The following is a 16,997-nucleotide window of genomic DNA, read 5'->3' on the forward strand; positions in this document are numbered from 1 at the left end:
CTTTTTGGTCTACTCAACATATTCAGTAAAATCAACGTTTTCGATAATCCATCTCTTACGTGGATCTACTTTATCACCCATCAATGTTGTCACACGTCGTTCTGCTTTGGCCGCATCTTCAATCTGTACTTGAAGCAGCGTCCGGCTTTCCGGATTCATTGTCGTTTCCCACAGCTGATCTGGATTCATCTCGCCTAGTCCTTTATAACGCTGAAGCTCTGTATTTTTGCCGAGCTCTTTGACCACCTTTTGCAGCTGGTCATCTGTCCAAGCGTATTTATGACCACCATTTTTACCTTTTCTCGTCACTTTATACAGAGGCGGCTGCGCAATATACACTTTACCTGCATCAATCAACGGCTTCATGTATCGGTAGAAGAAGGTTAGCAGAAGTACCTGAATGTGTGCGCCATCGGTATCGGCATCGGTCATCAGGATGATTTTACCGTAATTCGACTCTTCCGCTTCGAACTCCGACCCTACGCCTGCACCGATTGCAGCAATAATCGCTTTATATTCTTCGTTTTTTAAAATATCCAGCAACTTCGCCTTCTCAGGGTTCATCGGCTTCCCTTTCAGAGGTAAAATCGCTTGATGCTTCGAATCTCGCCCTTGCTTCGCTGACCCGCCTGCGGAATCACCTTCCACGATGAACAGCTCATTTCGTTGCAAATCCTTCGACTGTGCAGGCGTAAGCTTCCCATTCAGGTTCGAGCTTTCGCTCTTTCCTTTCTTGCCGCTGCGAATCTCTTCACGTGCTTTTCGCGCTGCTTCTCTCGCTCTTGATGCCTGTACAGCTTTCTTCAGCATCATTTGCGCGATTTGTGGATTCTCTTCAAGGAAAACCGTCATTTTATCCGAAACTACGGCGTCCACCGCACTCCGTGCAATTGCACTACCCAGTTGGTCCTTGGTTTGCCCTACGAACTCAACATCGCCCATTTTGATATTGATAACAGACATCATACCTTCTCTGAGATCCGTACCATCGAGGTTTTTATCCTTTTCCTTGAGAATGCCCCCTTTACGGGCATATTCATTCATCACCCTCGTATAGGCAGTCTTAAAACCCGTTTCATGGGTTCCACCACCGCGGGTAGGAATAGAGTTCACGAAGGAAGCAATGGTCTCTGTGTAGCCATCATTGTATTGAAGTGCAACTTCAACTTCAATCTCGTCCTTCTCTGAAGCAAAATGAATCACAGGGTGAAGCACAGTCTTCTCTTCGTTCAAGAAAGCTACGAATTGACTTGCGCCGCCTTCATACTGGAACGAATCCACTTTGTCGGTGCGATCATCCTTCAGGTTTACTTGCAGCCCGGAGTTAAGGAAGGCAATCTCCTGTAACCGTTCAGCAAGCGTATCATAATTAATCGTCGTGCCGCCTTGGAACACGCGTTTATCTGGTTTAAACGTTACTTTCGTTCCTGTACGGTTGGTATTGCCGATAACTTCAAGTCCTGTAACCGGTTCACCAACATGTTCGATCCCTTTATCATCGACCCAATATTCAAAGCGCATCCGATGTACTTTACCTTCACGGTTGATTTCAACTTCCAACCACTCGGAAAGTGCATTCGTAACGGAAGCGCCTACACCATGTAAGCCCCCGGACTTCTTGTAACCTGAGCCACCAAACTTACCGCCTGCATGCAGGATTGTATAAACAACTTGAGGCGTCGGAACACCTGTTTTATGCATACCTGTAGGAATACCGCGGCCATTATCTTGTACGGTAATGGATTGATCTTTATGTATCGTGACATTAATTTTGGAACAATGCTTTGCCAGATGCTCATCGACTGCATTATCTACGATTTCCCAGATCAGATGATGAAGACCTGAGGAACTGGTACTCCCAATATACATCCCTGGTCTTTTACGAACAGCGACAAGCCCTTCCAGGACTTGAATATCATCTGCTTCGTAATCCGTGACGGGTGTCGGGGCTTTCCCTTTCGCAAATTCTAGCTGCTCAGCCATTGGAGCCCTCCTTTATCTCTTTATACTCTAATTTAAAATATCTTTGCGTGAAAATACCATAAATGAAACGATTAACGCTAGTACGGTCCAAACACTTAATACACTAAGAGAGAAACCTAGATCCATACCTTGAATAGGTGGGATTCCTCCTGTCAAATACTTTGTCAGATCCAAGTTGACCATAAACAAATATTTAGCCGTTTCCCAAGAGGACACCATGTTCGAAAGAATGGTTCCTGATATTAATACGGCAAGCATGACCCCCATACCTGCTGCGGTTGATCGAATTAGTACAGAAAGCATAAGCGACATAATCGCTACGACAATTGCTGTAAACCATACTAAGCCGAATTCCATCAAGAGGAAGAACCATTGATCTACCGCTCTTACACGACTAAAATCGACATCTGCACCTGTTAGCTGAATACCCGTGAAGATCGGCATCGTCCATCCGTTATAGCCAAAAACAATGCCTGAAATCAAGTAACAGATCAATCCAGTCGACAAAACAGTCAGTGAGGTAAAGAAGACAACGGTAATTAATTTACTCAATAGGATTTTCCAACGCCTGACCGGTCTTGTCAACAATAATTTAATAGTCCCCGTAGAATGCTCAGATGATACGATATCTGCTGAAATGACCATAATAATCAACGGAATAAATAAACCAACGGCATTTTTGACAAATTCACGTGTAAATGTAACCGCATTCGGGGAGCTAGGATTCACGTCTTGTTCTAAATAGTAATTCGCGATTTGAATTTGAACACGAAGCTGCTGCTTCCACTCATCTGGTGTTCGTGCCGAACTAAGCCGTTTTTCCCAATCTGTCACTTTCTGACGTTGATCAGCCTTCCAATCCGATGTTCCAAATTGCTTCTGTGTATGTTGAGCAACTCGCATTTGAGCATAAGTGAACATGGGAATTAAAGCAAGAAGAATAAGTAGAATGACATAAAATCGCTTTTTCTTAATCATTTTAATCATTTCATTTTTAACTAAAGCATATAGTCCTGTCAATTCTTTCACCCTCTTTTACTCAATTCGTTCTCCTTCAGTTAAACGTAAGAATAGATCCTCTAGTGTTGGATTTTTGATTTCTACCGCATATAAGCTGATTCCTTCTTCGATAAGTCGTTGACTTATCTTAGGAATGTTTACTTGATCCATTTGCGTAGCAATCTGCTTAGCAGCAGCTGGTATACCCATAGGGCCTTCTGAATCTAAGGCGTGGATAGATAACACCATTTCCGAAGATTGAAGCACACGCTCGGCTTGATCTCCCGGAGAAACCGTCCAAACCACCCTGCCACCTTGAGCAATCAGCTCATCTACAGCACCAACTTGAATCACTTCACCATGACTAATAATGGCTACACGATCACACATTTGCTGAAGCTCGCTAAGTAAGTGACTGGAGACGAACAAGCTAAGTCCACCCGCAGCTAAACGTTGTATAAACTCCCTCATTTCTTTAATTCCCTGAGGATCAAGTCCGTTCGTAGGCTCGTCCAAAATCAATAGACTTGGTCGACCTAGAAGTGCCTGAGCAATTCCTAAACGTTGGCGCATACCTAGGGAATAGGTCCTTACTTTATCATGAATGCGCGCATCCATCGAAACAATGTCGACAACTTCTTTAATTCGATTGTCGTCCACATCTGGCAGCATGCGGGCAAAATGCTCAAGATTTTCCCACCCCGTCAGGTAGGAATAGAGTTCAGGATTTTCAACAATACACCCTACTTTTCTCATGGCTTCGTCATGTTCCTTATGAACATCGAATCCACAAATGTGTATCGTGCCTTCCGTAGGACGAATTAGATCCACGAGCATGCGAATTGTCGTTGTTTTACCTGAACCATTAGGCCCAAGAAAACCAAAAATCTCGCCTGCATAGACATCAAAAGAGATTCCTTTAATAATTTCTTTATTTTTAATTCTTTTTTTAAGATTATTGACAGATAAAACGATCTGAGGCGTTGCAATAGCCATTTCTATGCCCTCCCTATTTTAAAATTTGGACAATTCGATCTGCAATTCGTTCATAGCCATCCCCATTTGGATGGAAATGATCCGCAGAGGATAAATATTTGATCAAATTTTGCTCAAATAGGTCGTAGGTAGGAACAATCAGCATCTGTGGATATTGATTAGTTAGCTTAAATACGCCGTTATTCCATCGTTGTACGGTTAAAGAGCCCTCTCTTGTCGGATCAAGATCCAGAAAAGGGTGATATAAACCGATATATAATAGCGTTGCTTTCGGGTTTGCTTTGTTGATGGTCGAGATGATCTTTTCCATCTTAGTGAGTGCAGGGTCTACACGCTTCTCAGCGGCCTCAGGATTAAATTCCGTTTGATTAGCTCCTTTGAAAAGCCCTTCCCCTCCTGCAAAAATATCATTTCCCCCAATGGTAAGCAAAATAATATCAGCTTGTGCAAGTGCATCTTGTGTTTTTTTCTGCTCTAGATCACTCAGAAGTTGATCGCTTTTGTAGCCAGGAATAGCGAGGTTATTAAGTACGAAGACAGGTTTGCCGCTTGCTTTTTCAAGCTTCTCACGGACTCGTCCTACATAGCCTTTTCCCGTATTGTCGCCTGTTCCTGCTGTAAGTGAATCCCCTAATGCGACAATTTGTAACTTATTGTTACTTTCGATTATCGATGGTTTCGTTGGCGCTGGAGTAGCTAATTGCAAATCTCCAGAGGCTTTAGGAAACCATATTTGATTCGCCGCGTATGCAAAGCCGACAGCGAAAACGATCGTAGAAATTGACGCGGTTAAACCAATGGCACCCCAAATGAAACGAGATGATTTCATTGCTGTCCCCTCCTGCGAATATTTGGCATATTTCCAATTTAAGAGTATAGCTTCTCGTCAAATTTTGCAAACATTGTAAAGATGGCTGAGTTTACGGGATAGGATTGCAGTATACCTGCTGCTCTAGTACCATGCTATAACTCGATTTTTTCGAGTTACGGCGGCTTCCATTTGCTTTTTTTACTCTGTAACTCGATTTTTTCGACTTGCAGCGGCTTCCATGTGCTTTTTCTACTCTGTAACTCGATTTTTTCGACTTGCAGTTTTATTTCCACTTTTCCAAGTGTAGATGGAGTCCATAGATGAATGCCTATGCATCTCGAGTGTGTGTGATAGAATGTCGTGTTATCAGATGGCTAGTGTTTAGTTGTTAAGTAGTATGGATAGTCAAGTGATCGTTAGTCAAGTAATGGTTTTCAGCGCTGTCCCTCAAATGACACTCATTCTCAATTGTTTCAATGTTTTCTCGTTAAAACAAACAAAAAGCTGCCTAACCACATTCAAGTGGCTAAGCAGCTCCTTTTCATCATGTCTACACAGCATCCTGCAAAAATTTATATTGCGCTTGGATCAAGCCATAATAGATCTTCTGTTCCTTCATAAGCTCGTCATGATTACCAATTTCCATCATGCGCCCGTGATCCAATACGACGATTTTGTCCGCATTACGAATCGTTGATAGTCGATGCGCTACGATAAAGGACGTACGACCCGCTAGAAGCGTTTTAAGTGCCTCTTGGATTTTGAGCTCTGTATCCGTATCAATACTAGCTGTCGCTTCATCCAGAATAAGTACTCGTGGATTAGCAAGTAATGCACGTGCAAAGGAAATCAACTGACGCTGCCCCATCGATAAGATGTTCCCGCGTTCTTGCACTTCCGTATCGTACCCATTGGGCAGCCCTACAATAAAGTCATGCGCATGGACAGCCTTCGCTACCTTCTCGATTTCATCATCAGTGGCGTCTAAACGGCCAAAGCGAATGTTATCACGAATCGTACCCGAGAAAATAAACGTATCTTGGAGGACAACACCAATTTGGGAGCGAAGACTTTGGATCGTAACATCACGGATGTTCTGACCATCAATTTCAACACGCCCCTCATTAGGGTCATAGAAGCGGCAAAGCAAATTCATGATCGTACTCTTCCCTGATCCCGTATGCCCGACTAGTGCAATAGATTGTCCGGCTGCCACATCTAAATTAATCCGATTGAGTGCTGGACGTCCAGGCTCATACTCAAACACGAGATCCGTGAACTTCACATTTCCTTGTACTGGAGCTAAATCTTTCGCACCTTCAATTTCGGCTACAGTTGGCTTCTCATCGATAAATTCAAAGATACGCTCCGCTGATGCCATTGCAATCAAAAGCTGCGAGTACATTTGCCCTAATCGTGTAATGGGTTCCCAGAAATAGCCGATATAAGTCGCAAACATAACAAGGAGACCTACCGTGATTTCCTCTGTTTGAATAAGATGAGCGCCTAACCAGAACAAGATACAATACCCAATCGCACCCGTAATCTCGATAAGAGGACCAAAAGATTGATTCAGCATTGAAGCTTTATTCCATGCCAAACGATTGGTCATATTCATTTTGGTGAAAAAATTAATATTCTCTTTCTCTTGTGTGTACGCCTGTGTGATACGAATACCTTGAATACATTCATTCAAATGGGCATTCAAACGGGATTGTTTAATCGTTAATTCCTGCCATGCGCGGCGAATTTTGGTCCGAAGTTTCGTCGACACAATGAACATAATCGGAACGGTAACGATAATCGAGAGGCCTAATTTAAAATTAAACGATAATAAAATGATAATGATACCAACCAACTGAACCACGTCGATCAAAAGGTTGACGACACCATTCGTAAATAAATCTTGCAGTGAATTTACATAATTGGTTACACGAACAAGGACAGAACCCGCTGGTCTAGTATCAAAGAATCGAAATGAGAGCTTTTGAATATGACTAAAGAGGTCATGACGCAGATCATAAATAACACGTTGCCCGATCATATTCGTGTATTTGATACGAAAAGTATTGGCTAACCACTGAATCAAATAGACACCAAGCATGATACCTACAATTTCTACTAATAGCTTTGAATCCTTAGGAATAATGGCATTGTCAATCGCTTTACTGATCAGCAATGGAACTGTTAACTTGGTAATCGCGCCTAAAAGCATCATGACAATGATAATGGGCATTAATTGTTTGCGATAAGGCTTCATATAACTAAACAAGCGCTTTAATTGGCCCCAGTCAAAAGGCTTCTCGATCAGCTCATCATCTTGATAGACGAAGCGATGCCCTGTTTGAGAATCTGGATTTGCTGAAGTGGGTTCAGCTTGCTTCGATGGATTACTCAATTTGACAACCTTCTTTCTGGCGTAGAGGCATGTAATTTTGATGCATCTACGGAGTCTGATGCGATCCCCTCTTCGAGCGTTACAGCTGCTTCTTCCTTGGCTGCTTGGTTTTGCGGTCCGTCCGCATACTGAATATCATAGGTTTGACGATATAAACCTTCTTGTTGTAGAAGCTCTTGATGGGTTCCTCTTTGAATAACCCGACCTTTATCCAACACAATGATTTCATCCGCATGCTTCAAGGAGGAGATGCGATGAGCGATAATGAACGTCGTACGACCTGCCATTACCTCCCCAAAGCCAGCTTGAATCTCGTGCTCCGTTTCCATATCAACGGCACTAGTCGCGTCATCAAGAACAAGGATTTTCGGATCTTTGATCAACGCTCTCGCGATTGCAATACGCTGCTTCTGTCCACCCGATAGACCAAGTCCGCGCTCACCAACTAAGGTGTCATAGCCTTCAGGAAGCTCCGAAATGAAATCATGTGCTTTGGCTAGCTTAGCAGCACGGATAATCTCCTCCATCGACACATTTTTACGACCGTACGCGATATTATTACGAATTGTCGAAGAAAATAGGAATGTCTCTTGAAAAACCGTAGAAATTTGACTCCGATAACTTTCAAGCTGTAAGGAACGAATGTCTTTTCCGTCCAGCATAACTTTACCTTCTTTTACGTTATAAGCTCTCATTAATAGTGAAATTACAGTTGTTTTCCCTGAACCCGTACTACCTAAGAGTCCAATGACAGAGCCTGGAGGAGCATCCAATGTAAAATTATATAAGGCCGGTTGTTTTTCGGGATAAGCAAACGTGACATTCTCAAAGCGAACGTGCCCATCAACCTTCGTTAGAGCTGCAGCGTTTTCGCTATCTTTAACATGATTGTAGTGATGTAGAACATCAAGAATTTTCTCTCCAGAAGCTTTCGTTTGCGTAAAGTTATTAATATGAAAGCCTAGTCCCCACATCGGACCGATTATGTACCAAATAAGACTAAAGCAAGCTACCAATTCACCTAGTGAAATCGTATCGTTAATGACCATGAAACCGCCAGCTCCGAGTAAGATCACAACACTCAAGTTCGCTAGAATTTCCATAATCGGAAAATACTTCGCCCAAATCCCGGAAGATCCGATATTCATCGCTTTGTAGTCTTCATTGCGTGCGGCAAACTTCGTCACTTCATACGGCTCGCGTGCAAAAGATTTAACGGTCCGAACACCTGTTATGTTCTCTTGTACAGCTGTCGTCATCGTACTTAAGGATTGGCGAGCCATCCGGAATGCCGGATGTATTTTGCCTTCGAAGCGAACTGCCGTAAATGCGAGGAATGGCATCGTGATCATCGTAAGTAAAGCAAGTTTCCAACTAATGGAGAACATCATCCCCATTCCAAAAACGAGCATTAACAAGACATTCAAGAGTTGAGCAAAGCCAAAGCCAATAAATTGGCGAATCGCTTCCAAGTCGGCTGTCAACCTCGACATCAAGTCTCCCGTTCTTGCTTGATCGTAGTACTGGAACGACAAATATTGCAGTTTCTTGTATAGTGCGTTCCGTAAGTGGTATGCAACACGGTTACCTAGGCGACCCCCGCACAAACCATGCAAAAATTGAAACATCCCCTTCGTAGAAACAACAAGTACAACGATGAGTGCCAGTCGCGGCACTAGCTCAAATTGCTTCTTGGTGATAACTTCGTCAATCAAATACCGAAGTAAATTGGGGTACACCAAGCCGAGCGCGGTAGCGATTGCAAGACATGCAATAGCTCCAAAAAACAGTTTTTTCTCTGGCCAAAAATATGGCTTCAGTTGCCTGAATACATCCACTTTGGGCCCTCCTTAAAAGGATAGATTTGAAACGCTTATAATGTGTGAACACTTTATGAATCTTAACACCATCACTATATGTGAGCAATTCGAGGATAATCGGATTTAATCGCTTAAATAGGCATAAATTCACAAAAACGTGTAGTAATCCCCCCTATTCTTTTAAATCATCGGGATAACCGCCAATGAAAGCCTTTACATGAACAATCCAAAAAAAGGGGCAACTAAGTTCCGAAGAACCTAGTCACCCTATTGTTTAACAACTAAACAAACGCCTTCAACTGATGCTGTTTCGATATGAGTTCATCCAAATCAATCTTCATTTGAAGTGCATCGCGAAGCCCTTCTGCGTGTTCTTTAACCTGTTGCTCCATGATTAATTTCTGTGAAATTAACCAATTTTCCAACTGGATGCCGTAGGCTTGTTCGAGCTCATTGGTTTGCCCTTCAATAAACGTAACAACCGGAGCATTGATCCGATTCTCTAGCTCGGCTTTCAGCTTGCTTTTACCGTCACCCTCAAAAAATTGCTTCGCATTCTTGAAATAACTCTGAAGCAGCTTCAAACTCACTTCCGATGCTTCAAGCCTCGTAGTCACCTCAGGCGTCACAAACGTGCTGGACTCGTAGGCAGCCTTCTCAAAGCCTTCTAGCAGTAAGCCCAGCTCCTCACCCCAACGATTCATTCGCTTCGTACTGATGAGATTCATGCGATTCTCCACACGAAGCGTAGTGGCTAGAACTTCTTGGGATAAATCGTGGCCAATCATGCGCAACAGTTCATTCCATGCGAATTGCAGTGCGGCTTTAGGGTCTTTGGCCTCATCACGGAAAGTTGATGGATTGAATGCAAAATTATAGAGCTCTCCAAAGCGATACATCGTACGTTGCTTGACGTAGTACATCAACTCTTGGATTTCCTTCTTTAACTCTTTCAGCTCCGCATCATACCGCGTGTCATCAAGCAATTCTAAGCCCTGCTGCTCCGACTCATCCAACATAATTAATTGCAGCCTGCGCTCTTCCTCACCTGATTGTGCCCGCTCCAACCACTTCTGCATGGTGCTAATGGCTCGATGAAGCTCTAGATTAGCCGAATGAATGGCCACATCACTGAGTTCATTCAAAGTGAACTGAACAAACTGCTGCTCAAAAGGTTGAATGCCCGATTGGACGACTAAGCTTTCGTTGCCATTGATTTTGCCCTCAGCTGCCAAATAACTGGAAATCGGATAAATCCGTGGATGACGAATACCGTGCTGCACTAAATTCGTTTCTACATGCTTCACGACCCCCGCCAGCTCCTCTGAGCTTGCCGCCAAATCAGACGCGTTGACGATGAAAAACATTTTATCCATTTCAAAACTATCTTTAACACGACCTAACTGAAGCAGAAACTCGCGGTCTGCCTGGGAGAAAGCATGGTTATAATAAGTGACGAATAGGATGGCATCTGCATTTTTAATATAGTTAAAAGCGACACCTGTATGTCGAGCATTAATAGAATCTGCCCCCGGCGTATCTACGAAAATGATACCTTGATCCGTCAGCGGATTGGAATAATATAATTCAATAAATTCTACAAAACAGGACTTGTGTTCTTCCGCTACATAGCCTGAGAATTCATCTTTCGTGATCCGAAGTTCAGTACCCAATTGATTTGAGGCTGCTTCCCAACCTTTTTCAACAGCTTTTAGGAAAGAGAAATGCGGTTTTCCTTTGGCTGTTACATCGGCAGGTGAAAGCTGGCCAATCCGTTTCAACGCGGACGACATATCGGTCGCTTCAACCCCTAGTATTTGAAGCGAGTAAAGCACATCCTCCAAAATGGCATCTGCCTTCTTCATCTTGACCTTGGCTGTGCCATGCGGCCAGCCTTCCGTCGGCGGCATGATCTTGTTAATCGCCGCCGTTGTCGGGTTCGGCGACACTGGCAACACCCGTTCACCAATCAAAGCATTGGCGAACGAAGATTTACCCGCGCTGAACGCACCGAACAGCGCAATCGTGAACGTCCGCTGGCGCAGACGATCCGCTTTTTCGCGCATGGAGCGCGCGAGCGACCGCATCGACGGCAGCCCGTCGATGAGAGCGGAGGCCGCCTGCAAGTCGGCGGCCTTGCGCTCCATGCGCTTACCGTGTTCACCCGAGGTGAACACGGATGACGGCGGCTCGGCTGCCACTGCGGGGCCAGCCGAGTCCGAGCCTGCAGCTGCCGAAGCTATCGCGGCAGCTTGCAGGATCGTGCCCATGGAGGTCACGTGCAGGTTAGCCCCGCTCAGCGGGGCTGCTGCCGGCACCTCCATGGCTGTGTAGAGCTGCGCATCCGGCAGCGCCGGCGCAGATGGTCTTTCCCAGCTGGCCATGCGCAGCAGCTGGGTCTCTGCCGCCGCCTCGGCTTCCTCGAGGCGGGCGAGCTCGCGGCAGGCGCTCAGCCGGCCGCTCAGGGCTTCAAGCTCAGCCGCAAGCGCAGCGGCGGCTGGTTTGCTGCCATCGCGGACCGCAGCCGCGATGATGTCAATCACCGCAAACGCCAGTTTGCGGTACTGCAGCTTTAACTCGCCAGCGAGCTGCTTCATGTAGTTCAATGTATACTCGCCATTGAACGTTGCACCTGTATTCACTTGGGACGCAATCAAAGCACCAGATACTTCAACCTTCAACGCTTCAATCTGAGCAATTAACGCAGCATCATGTTGACCTTGATCACTTGCCGCCTTCTTCAAGGCATCTCGCAAGTGCCAGTCAAGCTGGGCTTCCACTTGCTCTGCCAATTCTCCCTGAAACGCCGTCAGTCGTTTCTCTTGCTCTGCAGCGGTCTTAGCTGCGCCCCCGAAGAATCCAACCTTAAAACCAGGCTTACGGCTCTCCAAATAAGCGTTGGCATAATCTCGCGTTAACGCAGGTGTTATATTGGCATTCTCTATAATGGCACCAACATCTTTTCGGAGCTCAATGATTAACGTGTCCGGTAAACTTTTTAATGTGTTAAGTTGTTCTTGCTTGGATGCAGCCAGCCCTTGAACATCTTCCGCATCGCCTTCTTCCTTGATGGATTCCAGCAATTCCGCCTTCTGAGCTTCGTGTTGCTCCGCCAACCATTTACTATGCTCTGCTGCCAAATACCTCGCAGAAGCATCAATACTATAGCTGCGTAAAGAATCTCCACGCTCAATAAGTCGGCTCAGCAACCATTGCAGCTTAGCGTATTCATTATGCGGATGGGCAGGTTCCTTCATCGTAACGAACAGCAAATCATCAGGTTCAATGCCCCAGTTCAAGAAAGCTTGCTTAGTTCCCGTTTGATATTGAGCAAAAGGAAGCTCCCACTCCTTGTGTTTATCAATCATATTCACAACTAGATAGAGCGGTTTTCCCCACTCCTTCATTTTTTTCGTAAAAGCTAAATTCACTTCTGATTGTACGTGGTTATAGTCCATGACATAGAACACCACATCAGCTAAGTGTAAAGCAGATTCCGTCGATTGATGATGCGCATCATCCGTAGAATCAATCCCTGGTGTGTCCAACAGCGCAGTGTCTTCACCTAGAAAAGGAATTGGATACGTGATCTCTACCGTTTCAATATCGGTACCATTTACACAGTATGCCTCAAGCTCGCTGAGCGGAATGGTTGTCGTCTCTCCTAAGGGATTGACCTTTCCTTCAAGGCTGCGATGCGTCACATGCGCACCAGGCTGCCCATTTCGAATACTCACGATATTCGCACTCGTAGGAATCGGGCTCGACGGTAACAAAGCATGGGCACAAAGTTGATTAATGAGCGTTGATTTCCCTGCAGAGAAATGTCCGCAGAACGCAATATTCATCCGCCCACTATCCAATTTGTCCAGCAATTGCCCCATTTTTGCCGCGTTATCTTCATCCCCTGCATGCCCAAGCACCTGTTGCATCTTCTTAAGCGCATCCGGCATGACCGTGATGCTTCTAGCTACCAATTGCGACATTCGTTCATTCCGCTCCTCTATGATTGATTCTTAACTATCCCTCTCAGCTGTACAGAAAAAAAATCTCCCAAAGGGAGATTCTGGACTTACGTGAGGGCGATTTTTTCTTTTTCCGGTAGGAAAATTTCAAAAACGTCACGATGCTGAAGAATCGTAATATCCGAATCCTTCACTTTCATCACAACAACCTCGGATTTTGTTTTCATTTTGTCTATGTAATTCTGAGGAACCTCACCGGATTCACTGACAGTTACACCTTCAATGACTTTTTCCTCATTATCGGCTAGCGGCGTGTTGATCACTTGCTCATAAATATCGGAGAACAATTCAAAGCTATTGGTATATACGGCGATGCATTTCATTTCAATCCCATCCTTTGTCAGCATTTCATTTGTTTGTAATAGTTTTCCTTGTTGGCTGTGGTTTCATACGCTTCTTCCCCTCGCGGCAAATGTCCAATAAGGGACAAATCGGGCAATTGGGGTTCTGTGCCTTACAGTGATATCGACCGAAGAAAATCAATCGATGATGTGTTTGCGTCCATTCGTCACGTGGTACTTTCTTCATTAACTTCTTTTCAACTTCTAGTACGGAATCATCCCAGCCAACAAGTCCTAATCGCTTAGAGACTCGTTCGACATGCGTGTCAACCGCAATTGCCGGAACGCCGAATGCGTTCGATACGACGACATTTGCCGTCTTACGCCCAACGCCAGGCAATTCAACCAATTGCTCGTGCTTCTCAGGAATTTCACCACCGAACTTGTCCAGTAGCAACTGACACAGCTTATGAATATGACTAGCCTTGTTGCGAAATAAACCAATTCGCCGAATATCTTGCTCCAGTTCCTCTAACGGAACAGCCAAGTAGTCTTCAGGTCGTTTGTACTTCTCAAACAAGTCTTTGGTAACCTTATTCACGGTTTCATCCGTACACTGCGCTGATAGCAACACGGCAATCGTTAATTCAAATGGATTACTGTGATTCAACTCACAATGCGCATCCGGATATAGTTCACCGATGGTGTCCAGAATATGTCTTACTGTCTTCTGTGTCATAGCTGATCTTCCTTAGGGTCGTAATATTCTTCAGTTTAGCGAATTGTCAGGGCATAATCAATCCTTGAAAGCGTCAAAATGCGAACATTTTCTAAAAAATAAACATTTTTTTTTGAAAATAAGAAAAAAACCGCCTGTTTGAGAAGATTGGCTTCTCCTATACAGACGGTTTTCCTTAAACATTTGTTCAACGATCTACTTTTCAATCTCAACAATTTTATTGTCAAGGATATAAAGCGTCAGCTGATCTCCAGAAACGAAGGAAGATGGCAACACAATGGAGGAACTAGTGTGAAGGTAAGCTCTCGGGAACAGGTTATAGGCAGTTTGCTCGCCTCCAGAAGCTTTGACATTCACTTGGTTCAATGTAGGGCTATACTGATCAAACTCACGTTTAGAAGCGACAGCAACTTGAATCATGAGTTTGTCATTGACGTCCTTCATCAATTGAACACGATCCCCTACTTTAATCGAGGAGAAGCTCCAATCCATGCCGCCATTGAGTTTCACATTGTAATTGCTGCCGGCGTTAACTACTTGACTTTTACCTGTAAAATCTTGAATGGTCAGACTTGAACTTGCAGCGTTCACCGCTGTTACTTTACCTCGAACCGGTGTTACTAGCTCGGCTTTCGTAATTGCAAGGCCTTTGAATGAGAATTTCACATAATCGTCAATCGCAAGGTCAGCGAATGCAGCATTCGTGCCATCTGCTTTCACAAGCGGGACCCCATCTAAAGGAATAGTAACGGTCGTATTGGAGTCATCCAAGAACGTAGCTTGTTTTAGATTCGTATTCGTTAAAAGGGTTTTGAATACCTTTGTGCTACTAGTGACGATTTTCGTTACTGTCGCTTGATCAAAACTTAGAAGTAGGCTAATTTTATCTCCGACTTTCAAATCAGAAAGCGTACTGTTTGGCTTGTTTGCAAGTTCAACAGTGGGTGTAAAATTTAGTTTAAATGTTATACTTTGTCCACTATCTGTTTTCACTGTTATATCATTCGTTTGTAAATTCAATTGTGTCAGTGCACCATCCAGCTGCAAGGACATTTGAATTTGTTTAACCGAATCATTCGAAACAAGAAGATCTACATATTTGCCAGCTGAGAAAAGGCTATTAAAATTAGTGAATGGAAGTTTAGTTCCGTTGTACCAAATGGCAACACTATCATTCAAAAGAAAGGCATGTGGTTTTCCTGCATTATCCGTGACAGTTAAAATTTTGGATGAGGCATTGTAATCAATAATTTTCGCAAAATATAAATTCTCAATTGACCGATTAATAACTGTAATCGTTGTAACCTTATTATTCAACACATCTAACTTCAATTGATCCCCAGCAGCCAAATCATAAACACTCGCATTAGCTAAGCCATTAATAACAACACGCGTGTTACTGCTTAACTCATAGGCATCAACTGTTTTACCAGACGTTTTATTAATCAAAATCGTAGATTGGTCGTCGGTAAACTGTTTGAACGTCCCTTCCACACTTGTTCCAACATCCGCTTGCTTTTTAACGATAAGCTTCACAATTTCACTATTCTTGACGATATATTCCACTGTGTCTCCAACATGGATGGCATCCAAATTGATGAGCGTATTATCTGCCAGCGTAGCAATCAAATTACTCGAAAATCCGTAGGTCTCTGTCTCTCCAGAGGCAGACTCAATCAACGTAAGCTGCATCGCATCTTTATTCAACGTTTGGATATCACCAACCGCCGTTTTACTCACTGGAATTTGTTTGACAACAATAGAAGTATATTTGTCGCTGTCCACAAGTTGACTTTTACGAATTTGAATCGTGCTTCCGGCTACAATTTCACCTAAACTAAGTCCGCGACCATTCATATCCGTTACGGCAACATCGGACGCTAAGTCGTAACTTTCATAATCGTCCAGCGTCGCTTTCATCGTTGTCAGATTAAGCTTCAGTAATTGCCCTTCGTGGATGTCCATATGCAGCTCATCACTTAGGATTTCTACATAATAAGCTGTACCGTTCACTTGAACAATGGATACTTCATACGTTTCTTGCAATTCTTTGGATGAAATAGCCACATCATTTTTATTTCCGAAAAATACGGTATTAGGTGAAATCTTGTATGTACTCGTGTTTCCGTCTTTATCCATTAGGCCAATACTGCCGCTTGTTAGGCTTGTCATATATCCTTTTTTAGCGCGTTCTGGTAAGTTCGTCAAATTCTTTTGTGAACGACTTAGGAAAGCTGCCATTTGAGCACGTGTTACCGCGCCTTTCGGTTGGAATGAGCCATCTTCGAATCCATCTACGACTTTTAATGACACAGCTGCATTTACGAATCCTAGCGCACTGTTGCTGATCAGTTGGTTATCTGTAAACGAAGTTGCTTTCGTAGCTAAGCTTTCTGCTAAGGAAGCTTTCCCAATAGCACGAATGACGACTTCAGCCACCCATTCTCTCGTTGCTTTTTGTTGTCCCCAATTACCGACAGGCTTCGTTCCTTGCGTTCTTACTTTTTCTTGCTCTGTTGAAATCAAACCTTTTTGTAAGGCTAGCGCTACGTAGTTACGAGCATATTTATCAACTAACATGTAATCAGGGAATACCGTATCCGTCGCCAGATTGTCTGCATCAGCCTGTAAGCCCATCATACGTGTAGCCATAATTAATACATCCTGTTGTGAAACCGAAGTTTCAGGCGAGTAAATACCCTCTGCCACTCCCTCGATAACGCCTTCCGAAGCTAGCTTGGAAATGTGACGAATCCCCCAGTAATCACTGCTCACATCATTAAAAGATAGTCGTACATTCGTGTTCGATGTTGTTGATGTTGTTGTATTCACGGGTGCTGCAAGGACTGGCGTACCTGCTAGACTTGTGATGATCATGGAGCTTACGATAGCACTCGCCAATTTCTTATTTTTCATGTTCGATGTAACTCCTCTACAATTCCTAT

At 44.0% G+C, this 16,997-nt stretch carries 10 protein-coding genes; all 10 read right to left on the reverse strand.

What is annotated here, in order from left to right; translation table 11 throughout:
* Positions 1–9: 9 nt before the first annotated feature.
* The 10 genes from parE to AC58QT_RS07410 all read right to left on the reverse strand — a co-directional run bounded on the left by parE (position 10) and on the right by AC58QT_RS07410 (position 16,968).
* On the reverse strand, positions 10–1,983 hold the full coding sequence (gene parE, locus AC58QT_RS07365) for a DNA topoisomerase IV subunit B (RefSeq protein ID WP_497408381.1): 1,974 nt from the start codon (positions 1,981–1,983) through the stop codon (positions 10–12).
* Positions 1,984–2,010: 27 nt separating this feature from the next.
* On the reverse strand, positions 2,011–3,003 hold the full coding sequence (locus AC58QT_RS07370) for a DUF2705 family protein (protein WP_497408382.1): 993 nt from the start codon (positions 3,001–3,003) through the stop codon (positions 2,011–2,013).
* A 15-nt stretch (positions 3,004–3,018) separates the two neighbouring features.
* On the reverse strand, positions 3,019–3,978 hold the full coding sequence (locus AC58QT_RS07375) for an ABC transporter ATP-binding protein (RefSeq protein ID WP_497408383.1): 960 nt from the start codon (positions 3,976–3,978) through the stop codon (positions 3,019–3,021).
* A 13-nt stretch (positions 3,979–3,991) separates the two neighbouring features.
* The gene (locus AC58QT_RS07380) at positions 3,992–4,807 is read right to left on the reverse strand and encodes a GDSL-type esterase/lipase family protein (protein WP_497408384.1); all 816 of its coding nucleotides are present in this window, start codon (positions 4,805–4,807) and stop codon (positions 3,992–3,994) included.
* Between the two features lie 532 nt (positions 4,808–5,339).
* Positions 5,340–7,187 carry an ABC transporter ATP-binding protein gene (locus tag AC58QT_RS07385; protein ID WP_497408385.1) on the reverse strand — a complete coding sequence of 616 codons (1,848 nt, stop codon included), beginning with the start codon at positions 7,185–7,187 and terminating at the stop codon, positions 5,340–5,342.
* Positions 7,184–9,025: an ABC transporter ATP-binding protein gene (locus AC58QT_RS07390; protein WP_497408386.1), complete on the reverse strand. Its 1,842-nt coding sequence runs from the start codon at positions 9,023–9,025 to the stop codon at positions 7,184–7,186. The genes AC58QT_RS07385 and AC58QT_RS07390 overlap by 4 nt, the downstream gene beginning before the upstream one ends.
* A gap of 263 nt (positions 9,026–9,288) precedes the next feature.
* Positions 9,289–12,993 carry a dynamin family protein gene (locus AC58QT_RS07395; RefSeq protein ID WP_497408387.1) on the reverse strand — a complete coding sequence of 1,235 codons (3,705 nt, stop codon included), beginning with the start codon at positions 12,991–12,993 and terminating at the stop codon, positions 9,289–9,291.
* A gap of 86 nt (positions 12,994–13,079) precedes the next feature.
* Entirely contained in the window at positions 13,080–13,355 is a 276-nt protein-coding gene (locus AC58QT_RS07400) for a hypothetical protein (protein WP_028554377.1), read from the reverse strand.
* A gap of 25 nt (positions 13,356–13,380) precedes the next feature.
* Positions 13,381–14,052: an endonuclease III gene (gene nth / locus AC58QT_RS07405; RefSeq protein ID WP_497281992.1), complete on the reverse strand. Its 672-nt coding sequence runs from the start codon at positions 14,050–14,052 to the stop codon at positions 13,381–13,383.
* Positions 14,053–14,247: 195 nt separating this feature from the next.
* Positions 14,248–16,968 carry an S-layer homology domain-containing protein gene (locus AC58QT_RS07410; protein ID WP_497408388.1) on the reverse strand — a complete coding sequence of 907 codons (2,721 nt, stop codon included), beginning with the start codon at positions 16,966–16,968 and terminating at the stop codon, positions 14,248–14,250.
* Positions 16,969–16,997 lie beyond the last annotated feature (29 nt).

It is taken from the genome of Paenibacillus sp. J31R109 (assembly GCF_059692055.1).